General features: G+C 70.8%; 25 protein-coding genes and 1 tRNA gene. 11 read left to right on the top strand and 15 right to left on the bottom strand.

Annotated features, from left to right (window positions below):
• The 3 genes from ABEB28_RS00215 to ABEB28_RS00205 all read right to left on the bottom strand — a co-directional run bounded on the left by ABEB28_RS00215 (position 1) and on the right by ABEB28_RS00205 (position 2,631).
• Complete coding sequence (locus ABEB28_RS00215; protein ID WP_345725836.1) at positions 1-852, bottom strand: ABC transporter permease; 852 nt, start codon at positions 850-852, stop codon at positions 1-3.
• On the bottom strand, positions 849-1,811 hold the full coding sequence (locus ABEB28_RS00210; RefSeq protein ID WP_345725835.1) for an ABC transporter ATP-binding protein: 963 nt from the start codon (positions 1,809-1,811) through the stop codon (positions 849-851). Before ABEB28_RS00210 ends, ABEB28_RS00215 begins: the two co-directional genes overlap by 4 nt.
• A gap of 151 nt (positions 1,812-1,962) precedes the next feature.
• A complete protein-coding gene (locus ABEB28_RS00205; protein WP_345725834.1) occupies positions 1,963-2,631 on the bottom strand; it encodes a histidine phosphatase family protein in 669 nt (222 codons plus the stop codon).
• A 213-nt stretch (positions 2,632-2,844) separates the two neighbouring features.
• Here ABEB28_RS00205 and ABEB28_RS00200 point away from each other — a divergent pair, with 213 nt between their 5' ends.
• From ABEB28_RS00200 to ABEB28_RS00175, 6 genes are all read left to right on the top strand, one after another.
• Positions 2,845-3,237: a hypothetical protein gene (locus tag ABEB28_RS00200; protein WP_345725833.1), complete on the top strand. Its 393-nt coding sequence runs from the start codon at positions 2,845-2,847 to the stop codon at positions 3,235-3,237.
• 49 nt (positions 3,238-3,286) lie between these two features.
• On the top strand, positions 3,287-4,297 hold the full coding sequence (locus tag ABEB28_RS00195; protein ID WP_345725832.1) for an aldo/keto reductase: 1,011 nt from the start codon (positions 3,287-3,289) through the stop codon (positions 4,295-4,297).
• A gap of 367 nt (positions 4,298-4,664) precedes the next feature.
• Positions 4,665-5,039 (top strand): GntR family transcriptional regulator, encoded by a 375-nt coding sequence (locus ABEB28_RS00190; protein ID WP_345725831.1) that lies wholly within the window; start codon positions 4,665-4,667, stop codon positions 5,037-5,039.
• The gene (locus ABEB28_RS00185; RefSeq protein ID WP_345725830.1) at positions 5,036-5,878 is read left to right on the top strand and encodes an ATP-binding cassette domain-containing protein; all 843 of its coding nucleotides are present in this window, start codon (positions 5,036-5,038) and stop codon (positions 5,876-5,878) included. The genes ABEB28_RS00190 and ABEB28_RS00185 overlap by 4 nt, the downstream gene beginning before the upstream one ends.
• A 1-nt stretch (position 5,879) precedes the next feature.
• A complete protein-coding gene (locus ABEB28_RS00180; protein WP_345725829.1) occupies positions 5,880-6,557 on the top strand; it encodes an ABC-2 transporter permease in 678 nt (225 codons plus the stop codon).
• Between the two features lie 424 nt (positions 6,558-6,981).
• Positions 6,982-7,458, top strand: coding sequence for a group II truncated hemoglobin (locus ABEB28_RS00175; RefSeq protein ID WP_345726039.1), 477 nt, complete (start codon positions 6,982-6,984; stop codon positions 7,456-7,458).
• 174 nt (positions 7,459-7,632) lie between these two features.
• Here the strand turns inward: ABEB28_RS00175 and ABEB28_RS00170 are convergent, their stop codons facing one another.
• The 3 genes from ABEB28_RS00170 to ABEB28_RS00160 form a co-directional block, all read right to left on the bottom strand.
• Positions 7,633-8,598 (bottom strand): hypothetical protein, encoded by a 966-nt coding sequence (locus ABEB28_RS00170; protein ID WP_345725828.1) that lies wholly within the window; start codon positions 8,596-8,598, stop codon positions 7,633-7,635.
• A 286-nt stretch (positions 8,599-8,884) separates the two neighbouring features.
• Positions 8,885-9,967, bottom strand: a complete 1,083-nt coding sequence (locus ABEB28_RS00165; RefSeq protein ID WP_345725827.1) for a magnesium transporter CorA family protein — start codon at positions 9,965-9,967, stop codon at positions 8,885-8,887.
• Between the two features lie 350 nt (positions 9,968-10,317).
• On the bottom strand, positions 10,318-10,527 hold the full coding sequence (locus ABEB28_RS00160; protein WP_345725826.1) for a hypothetical protein: 210 nt from the start codon (positions 10,525-10,527) through the stop codon (positions 10,318-10,320).
• A gap of 257 nt (positions 10,528-10,784) precedes the next feature.
• Here ABEB28_RS00160 and ABEB28_RS00155 point away from each other — a divergent pair, with 257 nt between their 5' ends.
• Positions 10,785-11,387, top strand: a complete 603-nt coding sequence (locus tag ABEB28_RS00155; RefSeq protein WP_345725825.1) for a hypothetical protein — start codon at positions 10,785-10,787, stop codon at positions 11,385-11,387.
• Here ABEB28_RS00155 and ABEB28_RS00150 read toward each other — a convergent pair.
• Positions 11,381-12,340 carry an NAD-dependent epimerase/dehydratase family protein gene (locus ABEB28_RS00150; protein ID WP_345725824.1) on the bottom strand — a complete coding sequence of 320 codons (960 nt, stop codon included), beginning with the start codon at positions 12,338-12,340 and terminating at the stop codon, positions 11,381-11,383. The two genes, ABEB28_RS00155 and ABEB28_RS00150, sit on opposite strands and share 7 nt — an antisense overlap.
• 221 nt (positions 12,341-12,561) lie before the next feature.
• On the opposite strand from ABEB28_RS00150, the gene ABEB28_RS00145 reads away from it, so the two are divergent.
• The gene (locus ABEB28_RS00145) at positions 12,562-13,101 is read left to right on the top strand and encodes a GNAT family N-acetyltransferase (RefSeq protein WP_345725823.1); all 540 of its coding nucleotides are present in this window, start codon (positions 12,562-12,564) and stop codon (positions 13,099-13,101) included.
• An 8-nt stretch (positions 13,102-13,109) separates the two neighbouring features.
• Here ABEB28_RS00145 and ABEB28_RS00140 read toward each other — a convergent pair whose 3' ends face one another.
• The 4 genes from ABEB28_RS00140 to ABEB28_RS00125 all read right to left on the bottom strand — a co-directional run bounded on the left by ABEB28_RS00140 (position 13,110) and on the right by ABEB28_RS00125 (position 16,139).
• On the bottom strand, positions 13,110-13,343 hold the full coding sequence (locus ABEB28_RS00140; RefSeq protein WP_345725822.1) for a PX domain-containing protein: 234 nt from the start codon (positions 13,341-13,343) through the stop codon (positions 13,110-13,112).
• A 118-nt stretch (positions 13,344-13,461) separates the two neighbouring features.
• Positions 13,462-14,298 carry a PIG-L family deacetylase gene (locus ABEB28_RS00135; protein ID WP_345725821.1) on the bottom strand — a complete coding sequence of 279 codons (837 nt, stop codon included), beginning with the start codon at positions 14,296-14,298 and terminating at the stop codon, positions 13,462-13,464.
• Positions 14,299-14,355: 57 nt separating this feature from the next.
• Positions 14,356-15,144, bottom strand: a complete 789-nt coding sequence (locus tag ABEB28_RS00130) for an ABC transporter permease (RefSeq protein ID WP_345725820.1) — start codon at positions 15,142-15,144, stop codon at positions 14,356-14,358.
• Positions 15,141-16,139 (bottom strand): ATP-binding cassette domain-containing protein, encoded by a 999-nt coding sequence (locus tag ABEB28_RS00125; protein ID WP_345725819.1) that lies wholly within the window; start codon positions 16,137-16,139, stop codon positions 15,141-15,143. Before ABEB28_RS00125 ends, ABEB28_RS00130 begins: the two co-directional genes overlap by 4 nt.
• Before the next feature lie 79 nt (positions 16,140-16,218).
• On the opposite strand from ABEB28_RS00125, the gene ABEB28_RS00120 reads away from it, so the two are divergent.
• Together ABEB28_RS00120 and ABEB28_RS00115 are read left to right on the top strand one after the other, a co-directional pair.
• Positions 16,219-16,986, top strand: coding sequence for a TetR/AcrR family transcriptional regulator (locus tag ABEB28_RS00120; protein ID WP_345725818.1), 768 nt, complete (start codon positions 16,219-16,221; stop codon positions 16,984-16,986).
• 111 nt (positions 16,987-17,097) lie between these two features.
• Entirely contained in the window at positions 17,098-19,449 is a 2,352-nt protein-coding gene (locus tag ABEB28_RS00115) for an MMPL family transporter (protein ID WP_345725816.1), read from the top strand.
• A 29-nt stretch (positions 19,450-19,478) separates the two neighbouring features.
• Here ABEB28_RS00115 and ABEB28_RS00110 read toward each other — a convergent pair whose 3' ends face one another.
• The 3 genes from ABEB28_RS00110 to ABEB28_RS00100 all read right to left on the bottom strand — a co-directional run bounded on the left by ABEB28_RS00110 (position 19,479) and on the right by ABEB28_RS00100 (position 22,040).
• Complete coding sequence (locus tag ABEB28_RS00110) at positions 19,479-19,976, bottom strand: MarR family winged helix-turn-helix transcriptional regulator (RefSeq protein ID WP_345725815.1); 498 nt, start codon at positions 19,974-19,976, stop codon at positions 19,479-19,481.
• Complete coding sequence (locus tag ABEB28_RS00105) at positions 19,973-20,584, bottom strand: DJ-1/PfpI family protein (RefSeq protein WP_345725814.1); 612 nt, start codon at positions 20,582-20,584, stop codon at positions 19,973-19,975. The genes ABEB28_RS00110 and ABEB28_RS00105 overlap by 4 nt, the downstream gene beginning before the upstream one ends.
• A 121-nt stretch (positions 20,585-20,705) precedes the next feature.
• On the bottom strand, positions 20,706-22,040 hold the full coding sequence (locus tag ABEB28_RS00100; RefSeq protein WP_345725813.1) for an FAD-dependent oxidoreductase: 1,335 nt from the start codon (positions 22,038-22,040) through the stop codon (positions 20,706-20,708).
• An 882-nt stretch (positions 22,041-22,922) separates the two neighbouring features.
• On the opposite strand from ABEB28_RS00100, the gene ABEB28_RS00095 reads away from it, so the two are divergent.
• A tRNA-Leu gene (locus ABEB28_RS00095) sits at positions 22,923-23,005 on the top strand.
• Here ABEB28_RS00095 and ABEB28_RS00090 read toward each other — a convergent pair.
• Positions 22,987-24,636 carry a recombinase family protein gene (locus ABEB28_RS00090; RefSeq protein ID WP_345726038.1) on the bottom strand — a complete coding sequence of 550 codons (1,650 nt, stop codon included), beginning with the start codon at positions 24,634-24,636 and terminating at the stop codon, positions 22,987-22,989. The two genes, ABEB28_RS00095 and ABEB28_RS00090, sit on opposite strands and share 19 nt — an antisense overlap.
• Positions 24,637-24,864: the final 228 nt, after the last annotated feature.

The following is a 24,864-nucleotide window of genomic DNA, read 5'->3' as shown; positions in this document are numbered from 1 at the left end:
TCACGCGGCGCGCTGGAGCGCCCGTTCCCGCCGCACCGCCACGGTGGAGCCGGACTCCCGGCGCGCCATCCTCCGAAGCACGATAGGCGCCGCGATCAGCGTGACCACCGCCCACGCGCTGAGGACACCGAGCGTCTCCAGGTGCTGCCAGGAGCCGGCGCTCTCCACCGCGGCCATGCTGTCCGGCAGCAAGGCCGCGCGAGTGCCGAGCGCCAGCCAGTACACCGGGAAGAGGTGCCCGATGGTCTGCAGCCACCCCGGGTAACCGTCGATGGGGTAGAAGACCCCGGAGAGGGCGATCACCCCCATCAACGGCAGCGTGACGAGCCCGGCGTTGCGCGGATGGGTCAGCACGGCGCCGAAGATCGCGCCGAGCGGCAGCATCGTGACGAGCCCGAGGGCCAGGACCCAGAGCAGCGTCAGCCAGCCCGAGACGCTGCCGATCGCGAGGCCGTCGAGGAAGAACACGCTCGGCACCAGGAAGATCAGGATGTTGATCAGCGTCATCGCGGCCACCATGACCATCTTGCCGACCAGATAGCCCACCGTGCCGCCGGGCACGGCCTTGGCCCGCAGCAGCGTTCCGTCCTCACGTTCGACCGCCAGCGTCATCATCATCGTCATGACGCCGCTGAACGCCACGGTCATGCCGATCAGGCTGGCCAGCGTGCGGGAGCCGAGCGAGAAGTCGGTGCCCGGCAGCGTCGAGCCGCGCGTGAAGAACATGACCGCTACGTAGATGACGCTGGGTAGCACGTGGCTGAAGAGGTCCTGGGGAGTGGTCAGCGTCTGCCGGAGCTCGATCCGGCCGCGGATCAGCCCGGCGCGGACGGCGCTCAGGGTCGGGTTCATCGGGTCACCACCTCGAACTCGCGGACCGCGGCGTCCCGGCGGCCGGCCTCGAACTGCCGCACCATCGCCATGTACGTGTCCTCGAGGCTGGCGCGGCGTACCTCGAGATCGGTGATCCGTTCGTCGTGCTGCCGGAACAGGTCGCGCACGAACGCGGTCGCGTTGTCGCTGGAGTGCACGTACCGCGTGCCGTCGAGACTCCAGCGCACCTCGGCCTGGCTGGACACCTGGCGCGACAGCGCGTCGGGCGAGCCGTCGGCGATGATCGTGCCCCCGGCGAGGATCAGGATCCGGTCCGCCAGCTTCTCGGCCTCGTCGAGGTCGTGGGTGGTGAGCAGGATCGTGGTGTCGTCGTCGGCGATCTCGTGGACGAGGTCGTGGAACTCGCGGCGCGCCTCGGGGTCGAAGCCCGCGGTCGGCTCGTCGAGGAACAGCAACTCCGGGTGGCCGACGATGCCGATGGCCACGTCGAACCGCCGCCGCTGACCGCCGGAGAGCGAACCGATCTTCGCGTTGGCCTGGCTGCTCAGCCCGACGGCGTCGAGCAGGTCGCCCACGTTCCACGGCCGGCGGTCGGAGTCGGCCGCGAACGCCCGGTAGTACATCCCGAGGTGCTCGAGTAACTCGCTCACCCGCCAGCGGCTGTGGTCGCGCCACGACTGGAGCACGATGCCGATCCGTGCGCGCCAGCGTTCCCCCTCGTGGGCGGGGTCCGCGCCGAGCACGGTGACCTCTCCGGCGGACCGCATCCGAAATCCTTCGAGGATCTCGATCGTCGTCGTCTTGCCGGCGCCGTTCGGGCCGAGCAACACGATGACCTCGCCCGGCCGGGCGCTGAACGTCACGCCGGTCAGAACATCGGTCTTCCCGTACCGCATCCGGAGGTCCCGGACGTCGATCGTGCGGTCGAAGTCGTCGGCGGCCGTCACTTCGGTCGCCTCCTCGCTCAGCAGGAACATGGCTACCCCAGAAGTCGAACGGGTACCTCCGTTGATAGTAGGTGTACTACATCTATGAGTAGGCGGACAATAGAGCGATGCGGATCGGCTCGATTCGGCTACTCAGCGCGGCGCCGAGGCCAGCAGCTGTGCGCGGCTCCTCCGGAGCCGGTCACCGCCCCGCCTGATCGTGGACCGGCTGCCCGGCTGGTCCGCTGTCGACGTCGGCCTCCGGTAGCTCGACCGCGTTGCCCTCCCAGGTCAGCGCCTTCCAGCCGTCGGTCGGCGAGCCCTCCAGGATGACGACGCCGGTGTTGCTCAGCGCGTGCTCGGCTGCCCATTCGACGTCGACGTTGACCGCACGCGCCGCGACCCACGCCCGGATCGCCGCACCATGGCTGACCATGGCCACCGAGCCGGCGCCGCTCGCCGCCGCCTCGTCCACGACCGCGTCGAACCGGCCGAGGGCCTCGACGCCGTTCTCGCCGCCCGGCATCCGGAGCTCGAGGTCCCCCTGCGACCAGCCGAAGAGCGTCGTCAGGTAGGTGTGGACCGCGTCCTCGTCGCTGCGCATCTCCAGGTCGCCCGCGGCGACCTCCCGCAGGCCGTCCCGGACCAGCGGTTGCAGACCGCGGGCGGCCGCCAGCGGCGCCGCGGTCAGGTGCGTGCGGACCAGCGTGGAGACGTAGATCGCGTCGATGTCCTCGTCGGCGAGCACCTCCGGCAGAGCCGCCGCCTGCTCGTGGCCCAGTTCGGTCAGCCCCGGTCCCGGCACAGCGGTGTCGAGCAGGTGGGCGACGTTCGACGGAGTCTGGCCGTGGCGGATCAGGATCAGGCGCATGCCGGGGTCAACTCCGCGAAGGTGAGGGGACGTACCGACCGATTGTCTCAAACCGTGTGACAGGTGCAGGGCGGGTGCCTGCCCGGAGCAGAATGCTCAACCCCGGTCGGCGGCGGCCGATCGGAACGGGTAACTGTCGGTCGACCCGGACCGCCGGAGCACGAGGACGAGGTGGGGCGAGCCGCCTCCGCGTGACCCAAGAGAGGACTGACGATGGCGGCGGAACCGTCCCTGCCGGAACTGCTCGAGGCCCAGCGTGCGCAGCGGGAGGCGCTCACCGAGGCCTGCGTGGTCGCCGACGCGGAGGACGGTGTCGCCCAGGCCCGGTGCGCTGCCATCCTCGACGACTTCGCCGGGAGCGTGCAGCGACTCGCGGCGCGCGCCGCCGAACTCGCCGCGGTGACCCGTGAGGGTGGCCCGCGCGCCGACGTCGTGGCGGCGACCTCGGCCGTCGACGCCGCCCGCGCCGACGTCATGCGAGCGCAGTTGCGGGTGGTCGACGAGTGGACCGAGATCACCCGGGCCAGGCTCGACCGGGCACAAGAGCTTTCCCAGCAGGTCAGCCGCGTCTGCGCGTCCACCTCGGCGCTGACGACGCCGGACTGAGCGCCGACGGCTTGACCTGGAGTGCGCTCCAGGCGTTTGACTTCCGGACATGGAATACCGATACCTCGGACGATCCGGGACCACCGTCAGCGAGCTGTGCCTCGGCGCGATGACGTTCGGCCGCGAGGCCGACGAGCCCGACAGCCGCCGCATGCTCGACGCCTTCGCCGACGCCGGAGGCAACTTCATCGACACCGCCGATGTCTACGGCGAGGGCGCCTCCGAGGAGGTCACCGGCCGCTGGCTGAAGGGCCGCGACCGCGACCAGTGGGTCATCGCGACCAAGGTGCGCATGCCGTCGGGCCCCGGTGTCAACAACGTCGGACTGGGCCGCAAGCACATCATGGCCTCGATCGACGCCAGCCTCCGCCGCCTGCAGACCGACTACGTCGACCTCTACCAGATCCATGCGTGGGACCGGGCCACGCCGCTGGAGGAGACGCTCTCGACGCTGGACGCCCTGGTCACCGCCGGCAAGGTCCGGTACATCGGGGCGAGCAACGTGACCGGCTGGCAGCTGCAGAAGGCGCTCGACGTGAGCCGGGCGCTCGGCTACGAACGGTTCCTCACGCTGCAGCCGCAGTACAACCTGCTGGCGCGCGCCACCGAATGGGAGCTGATCCCGGTCTGCCAGGAGGAAGGCCTGGGCGTCGTGCCCTGGTCGCCACTGCGCGGTGGGTGGCTGTCCGGTCGTTACACCCGGGACATGTCCGGGCCGCCGGCCGGTTCGCGGGTGGAGACCGCGGAGAAGGAGGGCTGGAGCGAGACCTGGTCCGTCTACGCGAACGAGCACACCTGGGGCATCATCGACGCGCTCCAGGAGATCGCCGCGGCACGCGGGAAGAGCGTTGCGCAGGTGGCGCTCCGCTGGGTCGCGCAGCGGCCGGGCGTGACCGCGCCGATCATCGGCGCGTCCCGGCTCGATCAGCTGGAGGACAACCTCGGCGCGACCGGCTGGAGCCTCACGGACGAGGAGCTCGACCGGCTCACCGCGGTCAGCGAGATCGACGGGCAGTATCCGTACGACGCGACGATGCGCGATCTGATCACCGGCCGCTGACTCTTTCCCTCGTCTGAGCGCGGGCGCGGAAACCGGCCAGGTCCGGCAGCTAGGCGGCAGGGCTACGCGGGAGACCCTCGCGGAGCTTGCGGCTGAGTCATCGGTTCAGGCCCCGGCCGGCCCCGCGGCGTGTGTCTCGTCGCCGTCGCCGGTGCGGGTACCCAAGATCTCGTGATTGTCACTGCGTACGGCTGAGCCCGGGGCCTGTGGTGACCGTAGCGACGGTTCAGTTCAGAAACGAAACAACGCGGGTGCCGGTCTGTACCTCGGCCGGCTTCGCAGGCCAGCGCGACCTCGCCCCCTTGACCCCGCAGGCGACTACTGTCCATACTGAATATAGACAGTAGAGGTGTTGGAGGCTTCGCGGATGCACGTCATCGTCTCGCCTGTCCCCGGAGTACCCCTGTACGAGCAGATCGTTGAGCAGATTCGACAGCAGATCATGGCCGGGGAGCTCGCGGCCGGGACGCCGCTGCCGTCATTGCGCGCGCTGGCCGGAGAGTTGCGGGTCAGCCTGATCACGACCACGCGGGCGTACAACGACCTGGCCGCCGAAGGGCTGATCGTGAACGTGCCCGGCAAGGGCTCGTTCGTCGCACAGATCGACCCGGACGAGGCCCGCCGGAGCTCGCTGGAGCGGGCCCGGGCCGGATTGCGGCAGATCGTCGCCCGCACCCGGCACACCGGGCTGGTCTCGCTGGAGGAGCTGACCGCGATGCTCGCGGAGGAGTGGGAGCGATGAACACGACAGAGCACGTGGTGGAGACCGTCGGGCTCGTGAAGCGCCGCGGAGACTTCACGCTCGGCCCGCTGGACCTTCGTGTTCCGCGGGGATTCGTCACCGGAATGGTCGGTGCCAACGGCTCGGGCAAGACGACGACGCTGCGGACGCTGCTCGGGCTCGTCCGCGCGGATGCGGGAAGGATCGCGATGCCGCCGATCGGCGAGGTCGGGGTCGTGTTCGACCAGCCGTTCGTGTTGCCGTACTGGCGTGTCCGTGACGCGGCGGCCGTCTATGCCGCGTCTCGACCCGGTTGGGACCAGGACTGGTTCGACCGGTTGTGCCGCCGGTTAAGACTGGGGGCCGACGAGCGGGTGAACAAGCTGTCGCGGGGCCAGGGCAACAAGCTGATGATCGCGCTGGCGATGGGTAACCATCCCGATCTGCTGATCCTGGACGAGCCCACCAGCGGTCTCGACCCGGCCGCGCGCGCCGACCTCGTCGACCTTCTGCGCGAGCACATGCGCCGTCAGGATGCGTCGCTATTGTTCTCCACGCACATCACCAGCGACCTGGAGCACTTCGCCGACTACCTGGTGTTCGTCGATGGCGGCCAGGTCGTCTACTCCGGCGCCGTGGACGAACTCGTCGAGGAGTTCGCCCATATTCAAGGAGCGTTGACGGACCTCACCGCGGAGAACACACCACTGATCCGGGGCCTGCGCCGCGGCCAGCACAACTTCGACGGCATCATCCGCACCGCCGACACCGCCGGGTTCGGGCCGGGCGTCCAGATCGAGACCCCAACGATCGAGCGGATCGTCGTTCATCATATGCGGCCCAGAGACGAGGAGCCCTGACATGTATGCCATTGCCCGCTTCGTCGGCCTGGACCTGCGGTCCATGCGGCCCAACGCGAAGTTCTTGATCATCCCTGGGGCGATCGTCGTCGTCGCGAACCTGGCGTCCAGCGCAGTGCTCCTGAGCCCGTACCCGCTGATCCCGACGATGTCCTGCTTGGTGGTCCTCAACACCGTGCATCACCTGTTCGGGAACGACGAACGCGGCCGCCTCGACACCCTCTACACCGCGCTCGGCATCCGGCGCCAGCACGTCGTCCTCGGCCGTCATGCGACCTGCCTACTGATGCTGATCGCATTCACCGTCGCAGGGACCCTCCTGGCTCCGATTGCCGCGCTCGCCTTCGGCGCCGAGTTCGACTGGGCCGTCGCCGCCACCGTCGCCGCCGCCAGCGTCACACTCATCGGCACGCTGCTCGCCACCCAACTACCCGCGTACTTCGCGACCGGCCCGGGCCCGATTCGCATCGTCGCCATCTTCCCTCCCGCCATCGTCATGGCCGTCGTATTCGGAGCATGGGGGTTCCCCGCTGTCCGCGCCGCAGTGCTGTCGTGGCTCGACGACGCCAGCCCCGCCCGGCTCGCCGTCGCCGCGATCACCGCGATCGCGACCCTCAGCATCTTCGGACTCGCCTCCACCACGCTCTCCGCACGCCTGTACGCCCGGCGCGATCTCTAGCTCGACCGCTTTCACCTTTCAAGGCCCCGATGCTGGGATTGATGAAGATCTGGACCCCAAGGCCCGCCCTACCCCAAAACGCAAACCGCATGGCGGAGCGCCGCCGGCCGTGGATTGCTCAACCGGGTCTCGGCATGGAGTGAGACTCCGCGGCCGGCTAGGAAGGTTGGCGGGTCGAGGGCGTTGACAGGACTCGCCTCCAGTCCTGAATGGATCTCGGAACCAGGTGCGGGCCGGAGGAGTGGCCGCTGGTGCCCGCGACGCCGATCGGTTGTCCGGCGGTGACTTTCTGCCCGACGGTGACGGGCGGCCGTCGGAGTTGGTCTGCGTTGGCGAGAGCCGGTTCCGTCGTCGCGAATGCGTTCGAGAGCTGCGCGGGGATCAGCCGTTCGGCCACCGTCGAGCGCGGGCAATGATTACAGTGTTGCAGGTGACAGAGACTCCCACGCTTTTCGACTGGGCCGGTGGATCAGCGGCGTTCGAGCGGCTGATCAACGCCTTCTACGACCGCGTCGAGCACGACGAGCTGTTGTCCCCGCTGTTCCCCGGCGGAGTGACCGACGAGCACCGCACCCACGTCACCGCGTGGTGGAGCGAGGTCTTCGGTGGCCCCGCCGACTACACCGATTCCCACGGTGGCTACCACCGCATGGTGAACAAGCACGTCAACCTCGGCATCAGCGCCGAGCAGCGGAACCGCTTCGCGTCGCTGATGAGCCTGGCGGCCGACGACGCCGGCTTGCCGGACGACCCGGAGTTCCGCGCCGCGTTCGTCGGCTACGTCGAGTGGGGGACGCGGATCGCGCTGGCGAACTCCGCGCCCGGCGCGGACGTGGTGCAGCAGGCGCCGGTGCCCCGCTGGGGCTGGGGCGTCGCGCCGCCGTACGTGCCGGGCACGTGACCGTTCCGGGACGCACGCCTGGCTGACGGCGAACTCCCGCAGCCCGAGGTCGGCCCCGACGCGGGGCGTCAGCCGCCGCGTCGGGGCGCTTCGGGTCGATCGTGTCTCAGCTGCCAACCCGTGTGGACTCGACTGCCCGGCGTCAGCCGGGGTGATCGGTCCCGGGCGTCGAGGTCAGGTGCCTGCCGGGGTGGCGCCGGTGGCGTCGGCTCCCGCCGCGGGGGTGGTGCCGGCGTCGGTGCCAGCGGCGTCGGTCCCGGTGGCCGGGGTGGTGCCCGTGCCGGCGTCGGTCCCGGTGGTGCCGGTGCCCGCGTCTGTGCCGGTGCCCGCGTCTGTGCCGGTGCCCGCGTCAGTGCCGGTAGTCGGGGTGGTGCCGGTGCCCGCGTCTGTGCCGGTGCCCGCGTCTGTGCCGGTCCCGGTGTCGGTTCCGGTGGTCGGGGTGGTGCCGGTCCCGGTGTCGGTTCCGGTGGTCGGGGTGGTGCCGGTCCCGGTGTCGGTTCCGGTGGTCGGGGTGGTGCCGGTCCCGGTGTCGGTTCCGGTGGTCGGGGTGGTGCCGGTCCCGGTGTCGGTTCCGGTGGTCGGGGTGGTGCCGGTCCCGGTGTCGGTTCCGGTGGTCGGGGTGGTGCCGGTCCCGGTGTCGGTTCCGGTGGTCGGGGTGGTGCCGGTCCCGGTGTCGGTTCCGGTTCCGGCGGTGTCGGTCCCGGTGGTGTCAGTGCCGGTGGCCGGGGTGGTGTCCGTGCCGGTGTCGGTCCCGCTGGTGTCGGTTCCGGTCGTCGGCGTGGTTCCGGTGTCGGTTCCCGTAGTCGGAGTTCCGGTAGTCGGTGTCGGCGTCGGTGAGGGGCTGGTCGTCCCCTGATCCGGCTGTCCCTGGCTCGGGTTGGTTGCCGGGATGATCTGTGGCCCGTTCGCGCCGAAGACGATGTAGAAGCCGACCCACCACGAGCCGGACGGCGGGGTCGACGTTCCGTGCTGCCCGAAGCCCGGGAAGGAACCGGACACGGTGCCCGGCATCACCGATGCTCCACTCGGGCTCGGTGTTTCCGTTCCGGACGTCTCGGCGTAGGCGGCCGGCGCACCGGCCGCGAGACCGGCAACAACCGCGCCGGCGAGGATCGCACTGCGGAAGAGTTTCGCTTTCACAACGAGGCTCCGTTCCAAAACAGAGTGCGTGTGTACACGTTGGACTGCGCGAACCGGGGCCGTGGCTACCACGACGCAGACAGTGCCCTGCTGCGGGGAGCGGCCTCGTGACCACGCGGCGGCATCTCGGCCTGGTCTCCCAGGGGTGGCCTAGCTGTACCCCGAGATGCTCGTCGGCGGAACGCGCGGTCCCCGTGTATCCGCGCAAATGGCGTCAAAACACGTGAACTTCGTGTAATTCGCGAACTCTGTCGGACTTTGGGAGCGAGGGCTGCAGGAGCGAAGCTCAGAGCCAGTTGCGCCGGCGCAGCAGCAACCACAACCCCGCGGAAAGGATCACGATCACCGCCGTGCTCGTGATCCACCCCCAGTGCTGGTCGAACCCCGGGTACGGAACGTTCTGGCCGTAGTAGCCGGTGACCGCGGTCGGCACCGCGATGATCGCCGCCCACGCGGCGAGCTTCTTGGTCACCTCGTTGAGCTGCTGGCCCTGGATGTTCTGCTCGCTCTCCAGGATGCTGGCAATCCGGTCGCGGGCGTTCTCCACGGTCTCGGCGGCCCGGAGCACGTGGTCGTGGACGTCCTCGTAGTACGGCGTGAGGAAGTCGTGTGCGAGATGGTGCTCGCCGGTGTTGCGCAGGACCCGTTCGACGACCTCCCGCATCGGCGCGACCAGCCGGCGCAGCTGCAGGACGACGCGACGCAGCTCGAACGCGCGGCGGCGGATGTCGGTGCCGGCGTCGCGGCGGGGGACGAACACCTGGTCCTCGAGGTCGTCGAGCGTGTCGTCCAGCTGCTCGGACACGTCGTACTGCCCGTCGACGACGGCGTCCAACAAGCCGTGCACGAGGAACCCGACGCCGCCGGAGGCCAGCTCCGGGCTGGCGTCCCACCGGTCCTGCAGTGCGTCGACGTCGAACGCGGACTTGCGCACCGTGATCAGCGCCCGCGGGGTGACGAACGCGCTGATCTCGGTGGCGCTGAGGTCCGCGGACTCCGCGTCGAAGGCCACCGCGTACATGTTGGCGAACAGGTGGGTGGGGTAGCGGTCGAGCTTGGGGCGCTGCTCGTCCTGGATGGCGTCCTCGACCGCGAGCGGGTGCAGGCCGAACTCCTGGACGACGATGCCGAGGTCGGCCTCGTTCGGCTCGTGCAGGTCCAGCCAGACGACGGCGTCCGGCGCGGACGCCAGGCGGTCGCTGATCTCCTCGGCCGGGAAGCCCTCGGCGGTCATGCGTCCCTGCTGGTAGAGCCGGGTGCGGGTGGGGCACTGCGGCGGCTGGGCGGTGGTGACGCTGCGGTCGTGCGCGCCGGGCGTCTGCGGGTCACCGGCGGCCGGCCGGGGAGCGGGAACAGGAGCGTCGGTCACAGTGGCCCAGCTTTCCACCCGGTGGTGGCGCGGCCGACGGAGGGCGGACTGCTAGAAATCGTCCCTGTGAACCGCAGAGTCGTGGGGTGGATCATCGGCCTGCTCGTAGCCGGGTTACTGGCTGCGCCGGGCGTGTGGGTCGTCGGAGAGAACACGCGGACCACGGCCGAGCTGGAGCGGGAATCCACCCTGCTGATGGCGAACTACGTTCCGAAATGCGGCGACCAGGAGCTGGGCGAGGGGGACGTCTGCCTGGGCGGCGGTGACGAGGCGAAGTCGCGGACCGAGTACAACGAGACGGTCACTCCGGAGAAGCTCGCGGCGAAGTACCGCACCCGGCGGCTCGGGGGTTACGCGCTGATCGGCGTCGGCGCGCTGGTCGCGCTGGTCGTGGTGCTCGCCATGGCCCGTGCCGCGATCCGGCCGCGGCGCGCGCCTGTCACGTCGGCGCCCCGCTCCGTGGCGTCCGGATCAGCGACGTTCGCGGCCGTACCCGGCCGGGCCGTACCGATCATCGCGCTCGGGGTCACCGCCCTGCTGATCACGGGAAGCGCCGGCACCGCGGTCTGGTACCTCGGCGGNCACGGGAAGCGCCGGCCCCGGGGTCTGGTACCTCGGCGGCGGGCCGGAGGCCCGCGCGGCCGCCGAGAACACCTGGGCCGTCGGCCGGTGCCTGCACCAGGTCGACGGTCCGACCGCGGCGCCCACCGGCAGCCCGTCCGCCACCGACCGGCTCGCCGACGACAAACGGAAGACGTTCGAACTGATCGGCTGCGACGCATCCGATGCGCAAGCGAAGATCACCGCGGTCGTCGACGTGACCGCAGCCCAGGAGACACAAGCCGTCGGACGCTGCCCCGACGACACCGACGACGTCCACTGGGTCGCACCCGCCGACCGCTCCGAGCAGATCGCCTGCGTCCGGAGGCTGGCCGCCCCGCACCCCGGCGATCCCGGCGGCGGCCAGGGTCAACTGGTCACCGGCGACTGCGTCAGCGTGATCCGGGCCAACTCGACGACCGCCCCCAACGACCGGATCGTCGAGACCCCGTGCGCGACGAAGGGCTGGTTCGCCACCGTCACCGGGGTCGTCCGCGGCACCCCGGCCAGCGATCCGCCGTGCCCGGCCGGCACGCTCAGCCGCGTGCTGCACCCGGTGAAGACCGGGATGGTGGCCTGCCTCGGACAGGGAGACGGCGGCAACATCGCCGGCCCGGGGGAGTGCCTGAAGTCGTTGAAGGACGCGTGGGTGCCGATCGAGCGGGTCGACTGCGGGACGCAGACGTTCATGTTCAAGGTCGTGGGGTTCGCCGGCGCCGACGGGACCTGCGAGGACGGCGACCCGGTGGCGCTCGGCGGCTACGACCGTCGGCTGTGCGGCTACGGCTGGTACGGCGGCGAGCGCAGCGACTACTACTGACCGACGGTGTCCCGGATCGCGTCGAGGCCGGTGTAGCGCGGCGCCCAACCCAGTTGCTCGCGGGCCTTCGAGGTGTCCAGGAAACCCGGTCGGACCGCGAACTCCAGCCAGGTCAGCGCCCCGGGCAGCGGCAGGCGCATCGCTGCGCGCACCGCGGGCCTGACCACCCGCGCGGGGATCGGAATCGGCCGCAGGCCCACCGCCCTGGCGACCTCGGCGAGGTTCACCACACCGTCGCCGGCCAGGTTGTATGCGCCTGCCGGCCCGGTACCCAGCGCACACCGGTGGAGCGCCTGCCCGACGTCGTCGGCGTGCACGAACTGCACGTCGATCGCCGGGGCCGGCACCGGGAGCGGAGGCAGCCGCCGTACGCGACCCGACGGGTCGCGCAGCCGCGACAGCAGCCGCTGCGCCCAGGCCGGGCCCTTCGCCCCGACGAACCGCGGACCGGCGACCGCGCACGGACGCACCACGTAGACGTCGGTCTCCGGATGGCGGGCGGCCTCGTCGGCCAGCCGGGTCTCCAGCTCGGCCTTCTCCTGGGCGTACCAGAGGCGCGCGGCCGGGCGGGTCGGCCAGTCCTCGGTCAGCCAGACCGGGTTGTCCGGGTGGAAACCGTAGGCCGCCAGCGAGGACGCGAAGACGAACCGCCGCGCGCCCGCTGCCGCGGCCGCCCGGAACGCCTGCAGCGTCCCGTCGATGTTGATCTGCCGCGTGGTCTCCGGCGACGCCGCGCGAACGACTACGAACGCCAGGTGGACGACGGCGTCCGCGCCGTCGAAGGCGGTGTGCAGATCGTCCGGGTCGCGGACGTCGCCCTGGTGGTAGGTGAGCTTGCTGTCCGGATCGGGGGAGACCGGGTGGCGGGCGAGGCCGACGACGCGGGCGACGCGGTCGTCGGACTCCAGCAGCGGCAGCAGTCCGGCGCCGAGAGTGCCGGTCGGGCCGGTCACGGCGATGGTGAGCCTGGTCTCAGGGGTGGCGCGGCCGCTGGTGGGCGTCGCGCTCGGCGTCGGCGGCCTAGTGATCGTCGACCTCCAGGCGCAGGTCCTCCGGGCACCGTGTCATCGTGACCTCCTCCGGTCGGAGTCGGATTCCCGGCTGGAGATCGGCGAAACAGGGACATCAGAGGACGCCGAGCCGGTGGTTGTCGAGCCAGGGGTACGGTCACCGGGTGACGCAGCCAGCAGACCTCTCGCCGACCGGGCCGTCCCCCCGCCCCGGTGAGCTCCGGCGGGCGACCCCGGAGGACGCCGCCGAGCTCTACGCGCTGAGCCTGCGTGCGATCCGTGGATCCGCGGCCGAGCACTACGACGCCGCCCAGCTGGACGCCTGGGTCGGCGCCCGCTCGATCGAGCAGCACCAGCTCCTGATCGAGCACACCCATACGCTCCTCGCGGTTGTCGACGACGCTCCCGCGGGCTTCGCGAGCCTCGCGCTCGAGCCCTGGAGCAAGCTGGAGCGCGGCGAGGTGGACCAGTTGTTCGTCGACCCGGCGTTCGGCGGGCGGGGTGTGGCGCGGACCCTGCTCGCGGCGGTGGACGCGGCCGCGGCGGAACACGGGCTGGACCGGCTGGTGACCCACGCCTCCTGGCGCGCGGCGCCGGTGTTCGAGCGGTACGGCTACGCCCGCGAGGAGGTCGAGACCGTGCACCTGGACGGTCAGGTCCTCACCCGCGTGCGGATGCGGCGGCGGCTGCCGTCGAGCGGGTAACGCCGCCGTCACTCGGATAAGTTGCCGTCCAGGAAGTGTTCGGCGAGGTCCGGGCGGCCCATCAGGCACGGCAGCGTCGTGAGCCGGCGGAACATGGCCTCGGCGTCGTACGGCAGTGCCTCGCAGGCCTTGCGGCGCTGCTCGGCGATCCCGTCGAACCGACCGGCGCGCCGGGCGTCGTCGAAGACGCCGTGGAACTGCTCGGCCAACCGGACCACCTCTAAGGTCGTGGCGTAGTCCATCACTGCTCCCCTTGCCCTGCGTGGACGCCGTACCGCGGGACGACGTGTTTCCTCCGCAGACACAGAGCGGGCCACGTACCGGGTGATACGTGGCCCGCGAAATCTTCGGTGTCTTTCCTCAGCGCAGGCCGGTGAACAGGTCGTCCTCCTGGGTAGGGGCGCCGGTGGTGTCGCGGACGCGGACGAACGTCTCGGTGCCCATCAGCTGGCCGAACCGCTCCCGCCCCAGGTTGAGGAAGAACGCGCCGTCGCTCTGGCTGCCGTGCGCGGCCAGCGCGTCGTACTTCTGGTCGGTGAACGCGGTGACGTCGACCCAGGCGGTGATCTGCTCGTCCGGCATGCCCATCGGGGGTGCGTCGACCGGCTCTGGCTCGTCCCACTCGATACCGAGCTCACGCATGTGCTCGCCGATGTTCTCCATCCACGAGCGCGGCACCGTGCTCCAGTAGACCTTCGGCACCGCCGTGCCCGCCGAGCCGACCAGCTCGACCGCGGCCATCGTGACGCGGTGGACCTGGATGTGGTCGGGGTGGCCGTAGCCGCCGTTCTCGTCGTAGGTGACCACGACGTCCGGCTGGTAGCGGCGGATCAGCTCCGCGAGCCGCCCGGCGGCCTCGGGCACCGGCGTCGTCCAGAACGAGCCGGGTGCCTCGTTGGTCGGCCAGCCCATCATCCCGGAGTCGGGGTAGCCCAGCGCCTCCAGGTGAGTGACCTTCAGCGCGGCGCAGCTCGCCTCCAGTTCCGCCCGCCGGGTGGCCACGACCGCGTCCGGATCGTGGCCGGGCTCGCCCGGTTTGACGCCGTCCGGCCCGTCGCCGCAGCGTCCGTCGGTGCAGGTGACGACGATGGTGGTGAAGCCCTCGGCCGCGTAGCGGGCGAGGACACCACCGGTGCCGGTGGCCTCGTCGTCGGGATGGGCGTGCACGGCCATGAGAGTCAAGGGGCGATCGCTCATGCCGTTAGCGTAGGCATCGGGTGTGACAGTCCGGCTCGCCGTCACCCGCGGGGCCGGTCAGGTGAGCCGTCGGTACCGGCGGGCGGCCAGCGGCGCGAACACCGCGAGGACCAGCACCGGCCAGGCGACCGCCAGCAGCAGGGCGTGGTCGGACAGCCACGACTGGCCCTCCCAGCCGGGGTTGCCGAACAGCCGGCGGGTCGCGGTGGCCGTGGCCGAGAGCGGGTTGGCCTCCGCGACCGCGCCCAGCCAGCCGGGCATCGTCTCCGGCGCGGTGAAGATGTTGGAGAGGAAGCCCAGCGGCCACACCAGGACCTGCAGTGCGATCAAGGTCTCCGGACGCCCGGACACCAGGGCCAGCCAGATGCCGAACCACAGCAGCGCGTACCGCAGCAACAGCAGCAGCCCGATCGCGAGCAGGGCGTCGCCCGCACCGTGGTGCCAGCGCCAGCCGATCGCCAGCCCGCAGAGCACCATCATGGTCAGGCCGGTCGCGGCGTTGAGCATGTCGGCGGCGCTGCGGCCGGTCACCACCGCGGCGGCGGAGATCGGCATCGTACGGAAGCGGTCGGTGACGCCGCGGGCCGCGTCGGTGCTCACCGCGGTGAACGTGGTCTCCAGCCCGAACACCATCGTCAGCGTGTACATCCCGGGCAGCAGGAACTCGCGGTAGTCCCCGCCGCCGGGCACCGCCATCGCGCCGCCGAAGAGGTAGCCGAACATCAACAGCACCATGACCGGGAAGAGCAGGCCGAGCAGCAGCGCGGCCGGCTGGCGCGCCCACTGCAGCAGCGCGCGGCGGGTGAGGGTCCAGCTGTCGGCGGCGATCCAGTACGCGGTGGTCATCGGGTCCGCCCTTCGGAGGCCGCTGCGGTGAGGGGGCCGGTCGACGCGGGAGGTGCGTCGTCCGGCGCCGTCAGGGACAGGAAGACCTCGTCGAGCGTCGGCCGGCGCACGGTGAGGTCAGCGGCGTCGAGGCCGTGCTCGCCCAGCGCGCGGACCGTGTCGGCCAGCGCGGTGACGCGGTCGCGGACCGGGACGCTCACCCGGAGGCGGTCGGGATCCTGCTGCGGCTCGCCGTCGCCGATCCGGGCCAGCAGCGCTGCCGCCCTGTCGAGCTGGTCCGGCGTGTGGAGGACCACCTCGACGTGGTCGGCACCGAGCCGGCCCTTGAGCTCGTCGGCAGTGCCGGTCGCGATGGCCCGGCCGTGGTCGATCACGGTGAGGGCGGAGGCGAGCTGGTCGGCCTCCTCGAGGTACTGGGTGGTGAGCACGATCGTGGTGCCGTCGGCCACGAGCGACCGGATCATGCGCCACACCTCGGTGCGGACGCGCGGATCGAGGCCGGTGGTGGGCTCGTCGAGGAAGAGCACCGCCGGGTCGACGAGGAGGCTCGCCGCGAGGTCGAGCCGGCGCCGCATGCCGCCGGAGTAGGCGGCGACCGGCTTCCGTCCCGCCTCGACCAGGTCGAACCGGGCCAGCAGCTCGTCGGCCCGACGCCGTGCCGTAGACGCACCGAGGTGGTACAGGCGGCCGAAGATCTCCAGGTTCTGTCGTCCGCTGAGCTGCTCGTCGACGGCGGCGTTCTGGCCGACCAGGCCGATCCGGGCCCGGACCCGGTCGGGGGAGCGCCGGACATCGTGTCCGGCCACCCGCGCGTGCCCGGCGTCCGCCTGGAGCAGCGTGGTGAGGATCCGCACCACGGTGGTCTTGCCTGCCCCGTTGGGGCCGAGCAGGCCGTGGACCGTGCCTGCCGGCACCGTCAGGTCGAAGCCGTCGAGGGCGAGGGCGTCGCCGAACCGTTTGGTGAGGCCGTCGGCGAGGACCGCTGGCTCGTTCATGGGACTCAATCTCCTTACGCCATACGGAGTTCGGGAGCCGAAGTGTAGCCGAACTCCGTACGATGTAAAGTGATCGACCGTGACCACCGATTTCAGTGGCGCGGGGGATCCGCGGCGCAGCATCGAACTGTTGTGGCGGGTGCCGCCGCTGCGCCCCCGTCGCGGGCCGAAGCCGCGGTTCACCGTCGACGACGTGGCCGCCGCGGCGATCGCGCTCGCCGACACCGAGGGACTCGCCGCGCTGTCGATGCGCCGGGTGGCCGAACGCCTGGACGTGAGCGCGATGTCGCTCTACACCTACGTGCCGGGCAAGGCCGAGTTGATCGACCTGATGCTCGACACGGTCTACGCGGAGGTGCCGCGGAGCGACGAGGACACGGCGGACTGGCGGGTGCGCCTGGAGCGGATCGCCCGGGCGAACTGGGAGCTCTACCTTCGTCATCCGTGGTTGCTGCAGGTCGCGACCGCTCGTCCTCCGCTCGGCCCCAACCTCGTCGCCAAGTACGACGACGAGCTGCGCGCCGTCGACGGCATCGGCCTGACCGACCTGGAGATGGACCTCGTGGTGCAGATGCTCGGCGACTACGTGCACGGTGCCGCGCGCACCGCGGTCGCCGCCACGCTCGTCGCCCAGCGCACCGGGCTCACCGACGAGCAGTGGTGGAGCCAGGCCGGGCCGGTCCTGGAGAAGGTGTACGAGCCCGCGCGGTATCCGACGGCCGCGCGCGTCGGGGCCGCGGCCGGCGTGGAGTACAACGCCGCGGTGGATCCGGCGCGGGCGTTCGAGTTCGGCCTGCAGCGGTTGCTCGACGGGGTGGAGGCGCTGATCCGCGCGGACCCCGGCTAGCCGGAGGCCTTCGCGCCGGGGAGCGCACGAAAAAAGAGTCGCACCCCGATGGTTCACTGTGGAGGTCAAAAGCTCCACGGACGGCGCCACTCGATCGCCAGGGGACAGGCTATGACGGACGAACCGTCAACCGGAACGCGCGGCACCATCGACCTCGACACGCGTCCGCCCGAGCCTCCCGCTCGGCCGCGCCGCTGGACCTGGCCCGTCTTCGCGGTGATCGCCGTGGGCGTGGCGGTCTTCCTGCTCGGCGGCGCCGGCGGCTCGTACCAGAGCAAACTCAGCGAGGTCCAGAAGAACGACAACGCCTCCTACCTGCCGCCGTCGGCCGAGTCGACCGAGGCCGGCAACGAGGCCGAGAAGTTCAACCCGGTGCAGAACATCCCCGGGTTCGTCGTCTTCCACCGCGAGGCCGGTCTGACCGCGGCCGACAAGGCGGCGGTCGGTTCGGTGGCCACCGCGGTCCGCGATCTGCCGGGGGTCGACAAGCAGGCGGTGACCCCGCCGGAGTTCTCCGAGGACGGCCGCACGGCGTCGGTGTACGCGCCGTTGATCGCGTCCGCGGACGGCGCCGAGCTCAACGGCGAGGAGCTGCTGGAGAACGAAAAACGGGTCCTCAGCACCGCGCGTGAGGCCGCACCCGAGGGGCTGGCGGTGCACTCCGCCGGCCCGGGCGGCCTGCTCGTCGCGTTCATCGACGCGTTCTCCGGGCTCGACACCACGCTGCTGTTGACCGCGGTCGGCGTCATCTTCGTGATCCTGCTGCTGGTGTACCGCTCGATCGTCCTGCCGTTCCTGCCGCTGATCTCCGCCAGCCTCGCGCTCGGCCTGTCCTCGCTGATCATCTACTACCTCGCGAAGAACGAGGTGCTCACGCTGACCGGGCAGAGCCAGAGCATCCTGTCGGTGCTGGTGCTCGGTGCGGGCACCGACTACGCACTCCTGCTCATCGCCCGGTACCGCGAGGAGCTGCACGAGTACCCGCCGGTGGACGCGATGATCGCGGCCTGGAAGGCGTCGATCCAGGCGATCGCCGCCTCGGCGGCGACGGTGACGATCGCGCTGCTGTGCTTGAGCTTCTCCGAGCTGAACTCGAACAAGAGCCTCGGCCCCGTCGCCGCGATCGGCATCGTCTGCACCCTGGTAGTGATGACGACGTTCCTGCCGCTGTCGCTGGTCCTCGTCCCGAAGCTCTGGTTCTGGCCGATTCCCCAGTTGCTGGCGTACGTCGTGCCGCGGCTGCGGCGCGCCCGGCCGGAGGGCGCCCGGGGCATCTTCTGGACGCTCGACGGCTCGTGGGTGTTCTGGCCCCGCATCCCGCGGCGTGACCACCAGAGCGACGTCGCCTCGCACGGGTTCTGGAGCCGGCTGGCGGCTCTGATCGGTCGCCGGCACCGGGTGGCGTGGATCAGCGCGACCGTTCTGCTGCTCATCTGCCTGGCCGGTCTGACCTCGTTGAAGACCGACGGGCTGACCACCGCCGAAGGGTTCACCACGAAGCCGGACGCGGTGATCGGCCAGGAGCTCTACGACGAGAACTTCGACAAGGGCGCCGGGGCTCCCGCCGTGATCGTCGCCGACGCGGACTCGGCGGACGCGGTGATCGCCGCGGCCCGCGGCACCGAGGGCGTGGCGCGAACGCCCGGCGCGGTGTGCGTGCAGCCCGACTACGCGAAGCTGGCCGCGGCGGCCGGTAGTGGCACCGGGCCGCCGCAGGCGGGGGCGGACGGCTGCCTCCCGCCGGCGCTGCAGGTCGCTCCGATCGACGGGCGCACGGTCATCAACGCCACGCTCGCCGACTCCTACGACTCGCCAGCCGCGTACGACACGATCGACCGGCTGCGGGGTGCGGTCCACGGGGTCTCCGGCGCCGATGCCCAGGTCGGCGGTGCATCCGCGGCCAACCTCGACGTCTCGAACGCGTCGGTCCGCGACCGGAACCTGATCATCCCGATCGTCCTCGCGGTCATCTTCCTGATCCTGGCGGCGCTGTTCCGGGCGCTGCTCGCGCCGGTGCTGCTGATCGCCACCGTCGTGCTCTCGTTCGCCGCGACGCTGGGTGTCTGCGGGTTCGTGTTCGAGCACGTCTTCGGGTTCGCCGGCGCCGATCAGTCGTTCCCGCTGTTCGCGTTCGTGTTCCTGGTCGCGCTCGGCATCGACTACAACATCTTCCTGATGACGCGGGTCCGGGAGGAGGCACTGGGCTTCGGGACCCGCCAGGGCGTTCTGCGCGGGCTGTCGGTGACCGGTGGCGTGATCACCTCGGCAGGCATCGTGCTCGCGGCCACGTTCGTGGTGCTCGGCATCCTTCCGCTGGTGTTCCTCGCCGAGATCGGGTTCGCGGTGGCGTTCGGCGTCCTCCTCGACACGATCATCGTGCGAAGCGTGCTGGTGCCGGCGCTCAGCTACGACATCGGCAAGCGGATTTGGTGGCCTTCCAAACTCGCGTCCGGCGCCGACTGAGCGCGTAGCGGCCCGCCCGAGGGACGCCGTCAGCCGGATCCTCGGGGGTCCGCCCCGGAAGTGGCGCTCGCGCGGTAGGCGCGCGACGCCTCGGCGATCCGCTGTGCGGTCTCGCGGAACGCCCGCAACTCCGCTTCGCCGACCGCCGTGCCCACCGCGTCGGCCCACGCGTGCTGTGCGGCGCGCAGCCGCAGCAGCGTCGCCCGCCCGCCCTCGGTCGGGGCGACGAGCTTGGCCCGGCGGTGACGCGGATTGGGGAGGTAGACCGCCCAGTCCTTCTCCACCAGCACGTCGGCGGTGCGCTGGACGCTCTGCCGGGCCAGCCCCAGCCCGACGCGCCGGGCGATGTCGGAGACGCTCAGCGGCTCGTCGAGCGTGGCGCCCAGCACCTGCCACCATGCCGGCGTCAGCCCGGCCGGTTCGCTGATGTCGCGCGCTGCGGCCAGCATCTCGCTGTTGAGGTCGAACACCGGCAGCACCAGGTCCGTCAGCGCGTCGCCGGCCGGTGACCGTCTCGTTTCGCTCACGCGCCCGCACCCATGAGCTGGTCGAAGTAGCGTCGCTCGCCGGTGGTGTAGAGGCCGTGCCAGGCCTCGATGATCGGGGCGGGGAACAGTTCCAGCGCCTCGAAGACCGCGCGGGCGAAGTCGACCGGCGCGGTTGCCGGTGCGGTGATGAGCTGGCGGTCGACCACCGTCTTCTCCTCCCGGTACCGGGAGGCACCGCCGTAGCCGGACGCTGCCAGGAACTCCGGCGCGTTGCTGGTGTGCGCGCGGTCGTCGAGCAGCCCGATGCGTGCCAGCCCGAACGTCGCCCCGCAGATCCCGGCCACCGGAACGCCCGCCGCCAGGCAGCGCCTGGCCAGGTCGAGAACCTCCTCGTGGCCGGACTCCCAGGTCTCGGCGCCGGGCAGGACGAGGACCGCGGTGTCGGCGATCGCGGCCTCGGTGACGGCACCGTCCACGAGCAGGCCCAGACCACCCAGCGTGCGGACAGTCTGCTTGCCGGGGGCGCCGAGGACCCGCAGGCGGTACCGCCCTGGCATCTGCGCCTCGGCCATCGCCAGGCCCGCGACCAGGTAGCCGTACTCCCAGTCGGACATGGTGTCGGTGGCGTACAGCACGACGTTCTTCATGAGGCGCTCCAATTGACAGGCTGCTGTCATCTGATTTGACAGTACCCTGTCAATTGGAGCCGTGCAAGGAGCGCGTCGGCGTGAAGCTCAGCCGACCGCGCATCTTTTGGGGCAGCGCTGATCAGCCGCCCGTGCCCACCGGCGCGGCCATGACCCGCTCGACGACGTCGGGCCGCAGCAGCATCGGCGGCGGATCCACCAGACCCATCACCCGGATCAAGGCCGTCGCCAGCTCCGCGTCCTCGGTGGCGGCGAGCTGCAGCCGGCCAAGGTACTCACCGGTCAGCGGCGAGTCGGGCAGCGAAGGACCGGTCACCTCGGGCAGCGCCAGGTCGGCGCCGACCGCGAGACGCCACGGCGCCTCCAGCGCCCGGCCGACCGCCGCGAAGTAGCGGACCCGGTCCGGCTCGCCGCCGCGGTGCAGCTCCTCGCTCAACGCCGCGGCTTCCATCGCCGCCACCGCCATGCCCTGCCCGTAGACCGGGTTGAACGCGCAGGCCGCATCACCCGCGACGAGCAGACCAGCCGGGAAGCGGTCCAGGAGCTCGTACCGGTGCCGCTCGTACGTCGGGAAGCGGAACGTCGCCGGAGCCCCGATCGGCTCGGCCACCCGCAGCATCTCGGCGGTGTCCGGCGTCGCGAGCGTCCGCGCGTACGCGGCGAACCCGTCGAGCGTCGACGGAGGCCGCTCACCCAGCACGCCGGCGAGCGTCAGCAGGACCCGACCGCCCTCCAGCCGTTGCATGACCGAGCTCGTCCGCTGCCCGGGGAAGCGAGCGGTGACGATCACGATGTCACCGTCGAAGAACTCGTCCGCCGCAGTGAACACGCACGAGGTGTACGCGAGGTCGATGCCGACACGATCGGACGGCGGCGGCGCGTAACCCAGATCCGCCAGCCAGCGCGGCGTCCGCGAGCCGCGGCCGGTCGCGTCGACGACCAGGCCCGCAGACAGGGCCCACGCCTTCCCGTCGGCGCGGTCGGTCACCGTCGCACCGGTGATCCGGTCGCCGCCGGCCGAGGTGCACAGCCCGGTGATGTCGAGTCCATCGCGGACCGTGACGTTGGGCAACGCCCGGACCCGCCCCCGGAGCGTCGCCTCGATCAGCGGCCGACTGGCCGAGAGGGCGGTCAGTCCGGTCACCGCCCTACGCAGCGGCCGGCCGTTGAGGTACCAGCGGGCGTTCCCGAGAATGTCGCCGGTCAACGCGCCGGCCGAGGTCATCTGGTCGGCGAAGCCCGGCAGCAGGTTCTCGATGATCTCCAGCCCGCCGGGCAGCATGCCGTGCACGTGCTGCCCGTGCGGCACGCCCTGGCGGTGGTCCGCCGAGCTCGGTAAGCGATCGCGCTCGACGATCGTGACGCTGGTGTAATGCTCGGCGAGTACGCGGGCGGCCAGTAGGCCGGCGATGCTGCCACCGAGAACCAGCGCATGTCCCCCGTTGGTCAATGCCATGGTTCGTCAACTTCCTGTCGGTCCCGGCTGCATCGGAGGCGGCCGGGTGATCCAGCGAGGCTGACAGTGGCCGGTGGCTCCAGCACCGCTGCTGCTAGGGATGCGACAGGTCGGGCCGCGAACCGCCCCCGGAAAAGCCGACGTCCGGCGACGCGGTGACGGAGAGGGTATGGCCGGGGGAGTAATGCCCTGATCGCGCGGATAGGTCCAGCAGGGACGCAGCATCGCAGTTCTGACCCGGTAGTCCACTCCGTCACCGGTGGCCTCGGGTGGCTACGACAGCGGGGCGTGTGCGACGTCCGTCCGTGCGGACTCGCCGCGACGCCCGGCCGGCCCGGCCTCGCCATTGCTAGTCGCGGTGGCCGGCCACCTGGACCCGAGCCGTGCCGCCACTGTGGCGAGCCCTGCGCACGCCGCGGCCACCAGCACCGTCGTCAGGGGAGCCGCGAAGTACGACGACGAAGTACCTATACGGAACCTACGAACGGGCCGGTCCACGGCGCCGCTCCCGATTGTCAGGACGCTCCCGACGAAGATCGTGGTCCAAAATAACAAGCCCTAATGCCTAATCTCGGGCTCTATGAACAGCGATCGCACCAGAGGGGAGGAGTTCTTGCGCAGCCGTCCGGCACGGTACGTGGCCGGCGCAGTGTTGTGCCTGGCCGGGTGGTGCACGCGGAGTCGCGCCGGCTCGGAAGTGTGGGCTTCGTCGCGGTCGTGCCTTGGGTGGCGGCAGGGGGTCGTGGGTGCGCTCGACGCGGGTGTGCAGCATCGTCGAGGAGTCGGACCTGTGTTCGACTGGGCGGTGGGTGCGACCCGACTTGGGAGTTGGTCAGAGCATTGGGTAAGGTTTTCCCAGCGGTCGCCGCAAGGCGGTCCCGCGTCCGGGTGGCGGAATGGCAGACGCGCTAGCTTGAGGTGCTAGTGCCCGAAAGGGCGTGGGGGTTCAAGTCCCCCCTCGGACACAACCCATAAGCACATGGCCTTCGGGCCTGGCTTCGGCCGTGACGGTTCGCCGGCCCGGGTGGTAGGTCAAATCCAGATTCAGACTCCGGTAGACCTGTGCCCGGTCGATCGGGTCGGCGTCGATCAGGACTCGCCGAATACCCCCTAGCGCGTTAACCAGCGCATTTATCTCTTCGGTGGTCATCCGCTGGCGTCCGGTCAGTTCGCGGATCTTGGCCTCCGCCTGGACCCGTTCGGCCTGCACTTCGGCGGTCCACTGTTGGATGAGCGCCGGGTCGGTGCCAGCTTCCAGCGCGGCCCGATAGCGCTGGAGTCGCTGTCCGCAGGACTGGATGGTTTCCTTCGCGGCAGCGAGTGCAGTGTCGTCCGTGCTGTCTTCTGCCTCGCTCATAGCGGTGAGCGTCTCGGTCAGCTTGGCCGGCGCGAACGCCTGGGTGAGCCACTCGTCGACCGGGCCGGCGAGTACGTCTTCCCGGAGGTAGACCGCCTTCGGGTGCTCGACGTGGTTAGCGGCGGCGTAGTCGGCCGGGTAACGGCACCGGTAGTGGTTCCGACCGTTGTTGAAGTTGCCCTGCATGAGTCGGCCGCACAGCCCGCAGCGGACTCGGCCGGAGAACAGGTAGTGGCGCTGCATGGTGCGGGTCTTGCGCACATTGGGTCGGCGAGCCCCAGCGGCTGTGAGCGCCTGGACACCCTCAAAGTCTTCGGGCGTGACGATCGCGGGGTGCGTGGGCTTGGCTGACCAGATCCAGGTGTCCCGGTCGTTCCAGCGCATCTTGGTCTCGTGGCCGAGCGCGACATCTTCGACGTCGATCAGGACCTCGTCCTTGCGCTGTTTGTTCCAAACCTCGCGGCCCGTGTATCGCGGGTTGAGCAGGATGGCGCGGACGGCGGACTTGCTCCAGGCGACGCCGGTTCGGTGGCTGTTGCGCTTCCGGTCGTGCGCCGACGGGCACGGAATGCCGTCGCGCGTGAGGCCCTGGGCGATGGCGAAGAACCCTCGGCCGTCGAGGTACTCCGCGAAGATCCGTACGACGATCGGCGCAGCGACCGGGTCGAGTTCGAGCACGTGTAGCCGCTTACCGTCGGCAGCCTTCGCGGGGTTGGGGTGCGGCCCGGCGTCTGCGAGCCGGTAGCCGTACGGCGGTCGTCCGCCGAGGAACCGTCCCTCAGTCGCGGCCTGCGCGGCCATCGTCGAGCGAACGCGAATCTTGATCCGGCTGCGCTCGCCCTTGCTCATGCCGCCGTAAATCTGCATCACGAGATCGTGAGCATCCGAGCCCGGGTCGATCGCGCCACCAACCTCGGGCACCCACAGCTCGACGCCGTAGTGGACGAAGAGCGGGAACGTCAGCCCGAACTGGTTGCCGTAGAACGCACGCTGCGGCTCGCCGATGACGACGGCCTCGAAGCCGCGGCCGGCGTCGCGAAGCGCCGCCAGGAGCCCGGCGGCGCGCGGGCGCCGAGACCAAGGAAGCGATCGGGACATCCCGACGTCGAAGAACTCGGCCACGATTTCGCCACCGACCGGCGCGATGAGCGCCTCGGAGCGCGAGCGCTGCCACAGTCGCGATGCCTCCGGGTCCTGCTGGTCCTCGGTCGAGACGCGGCCGGCGAATGCGAACCTCACGCGAACTCCTCGGATCGGCCGCGCCGTGCGGTGGCTGATCGGATGAGGCGAAGGAGTGCTGCGGCGGCCCGGGGCGACAGCACCGGAGGCTGATCGGGCATCGTCACCCGGATCAGGTTCTCGGTTGACTCCTCGGCAGGGTAACGCGATGGGTCGAGGCGGCGCGTGTTCTTTGGCGTCGTGGTCTCCCTTCACTCGGTGACGGTGCGTACTCGTCCACGCGGACGT

Origin of the sequence: Cryptosporangium minutisporangium, assembly GCF_039536245.1 — a bacterium.
GTDB lineage: Bacteria > Actinomycetota > Actinomycetes > Mycobacteriales > Cryptosporangiaceae > Cryptosporangium > Cryptosporangium minutisporangium.
Note: the sequence above shows the minus strand (reverse complement) of the source record. Positions and strands in the feature narration are given on the sequence as shown.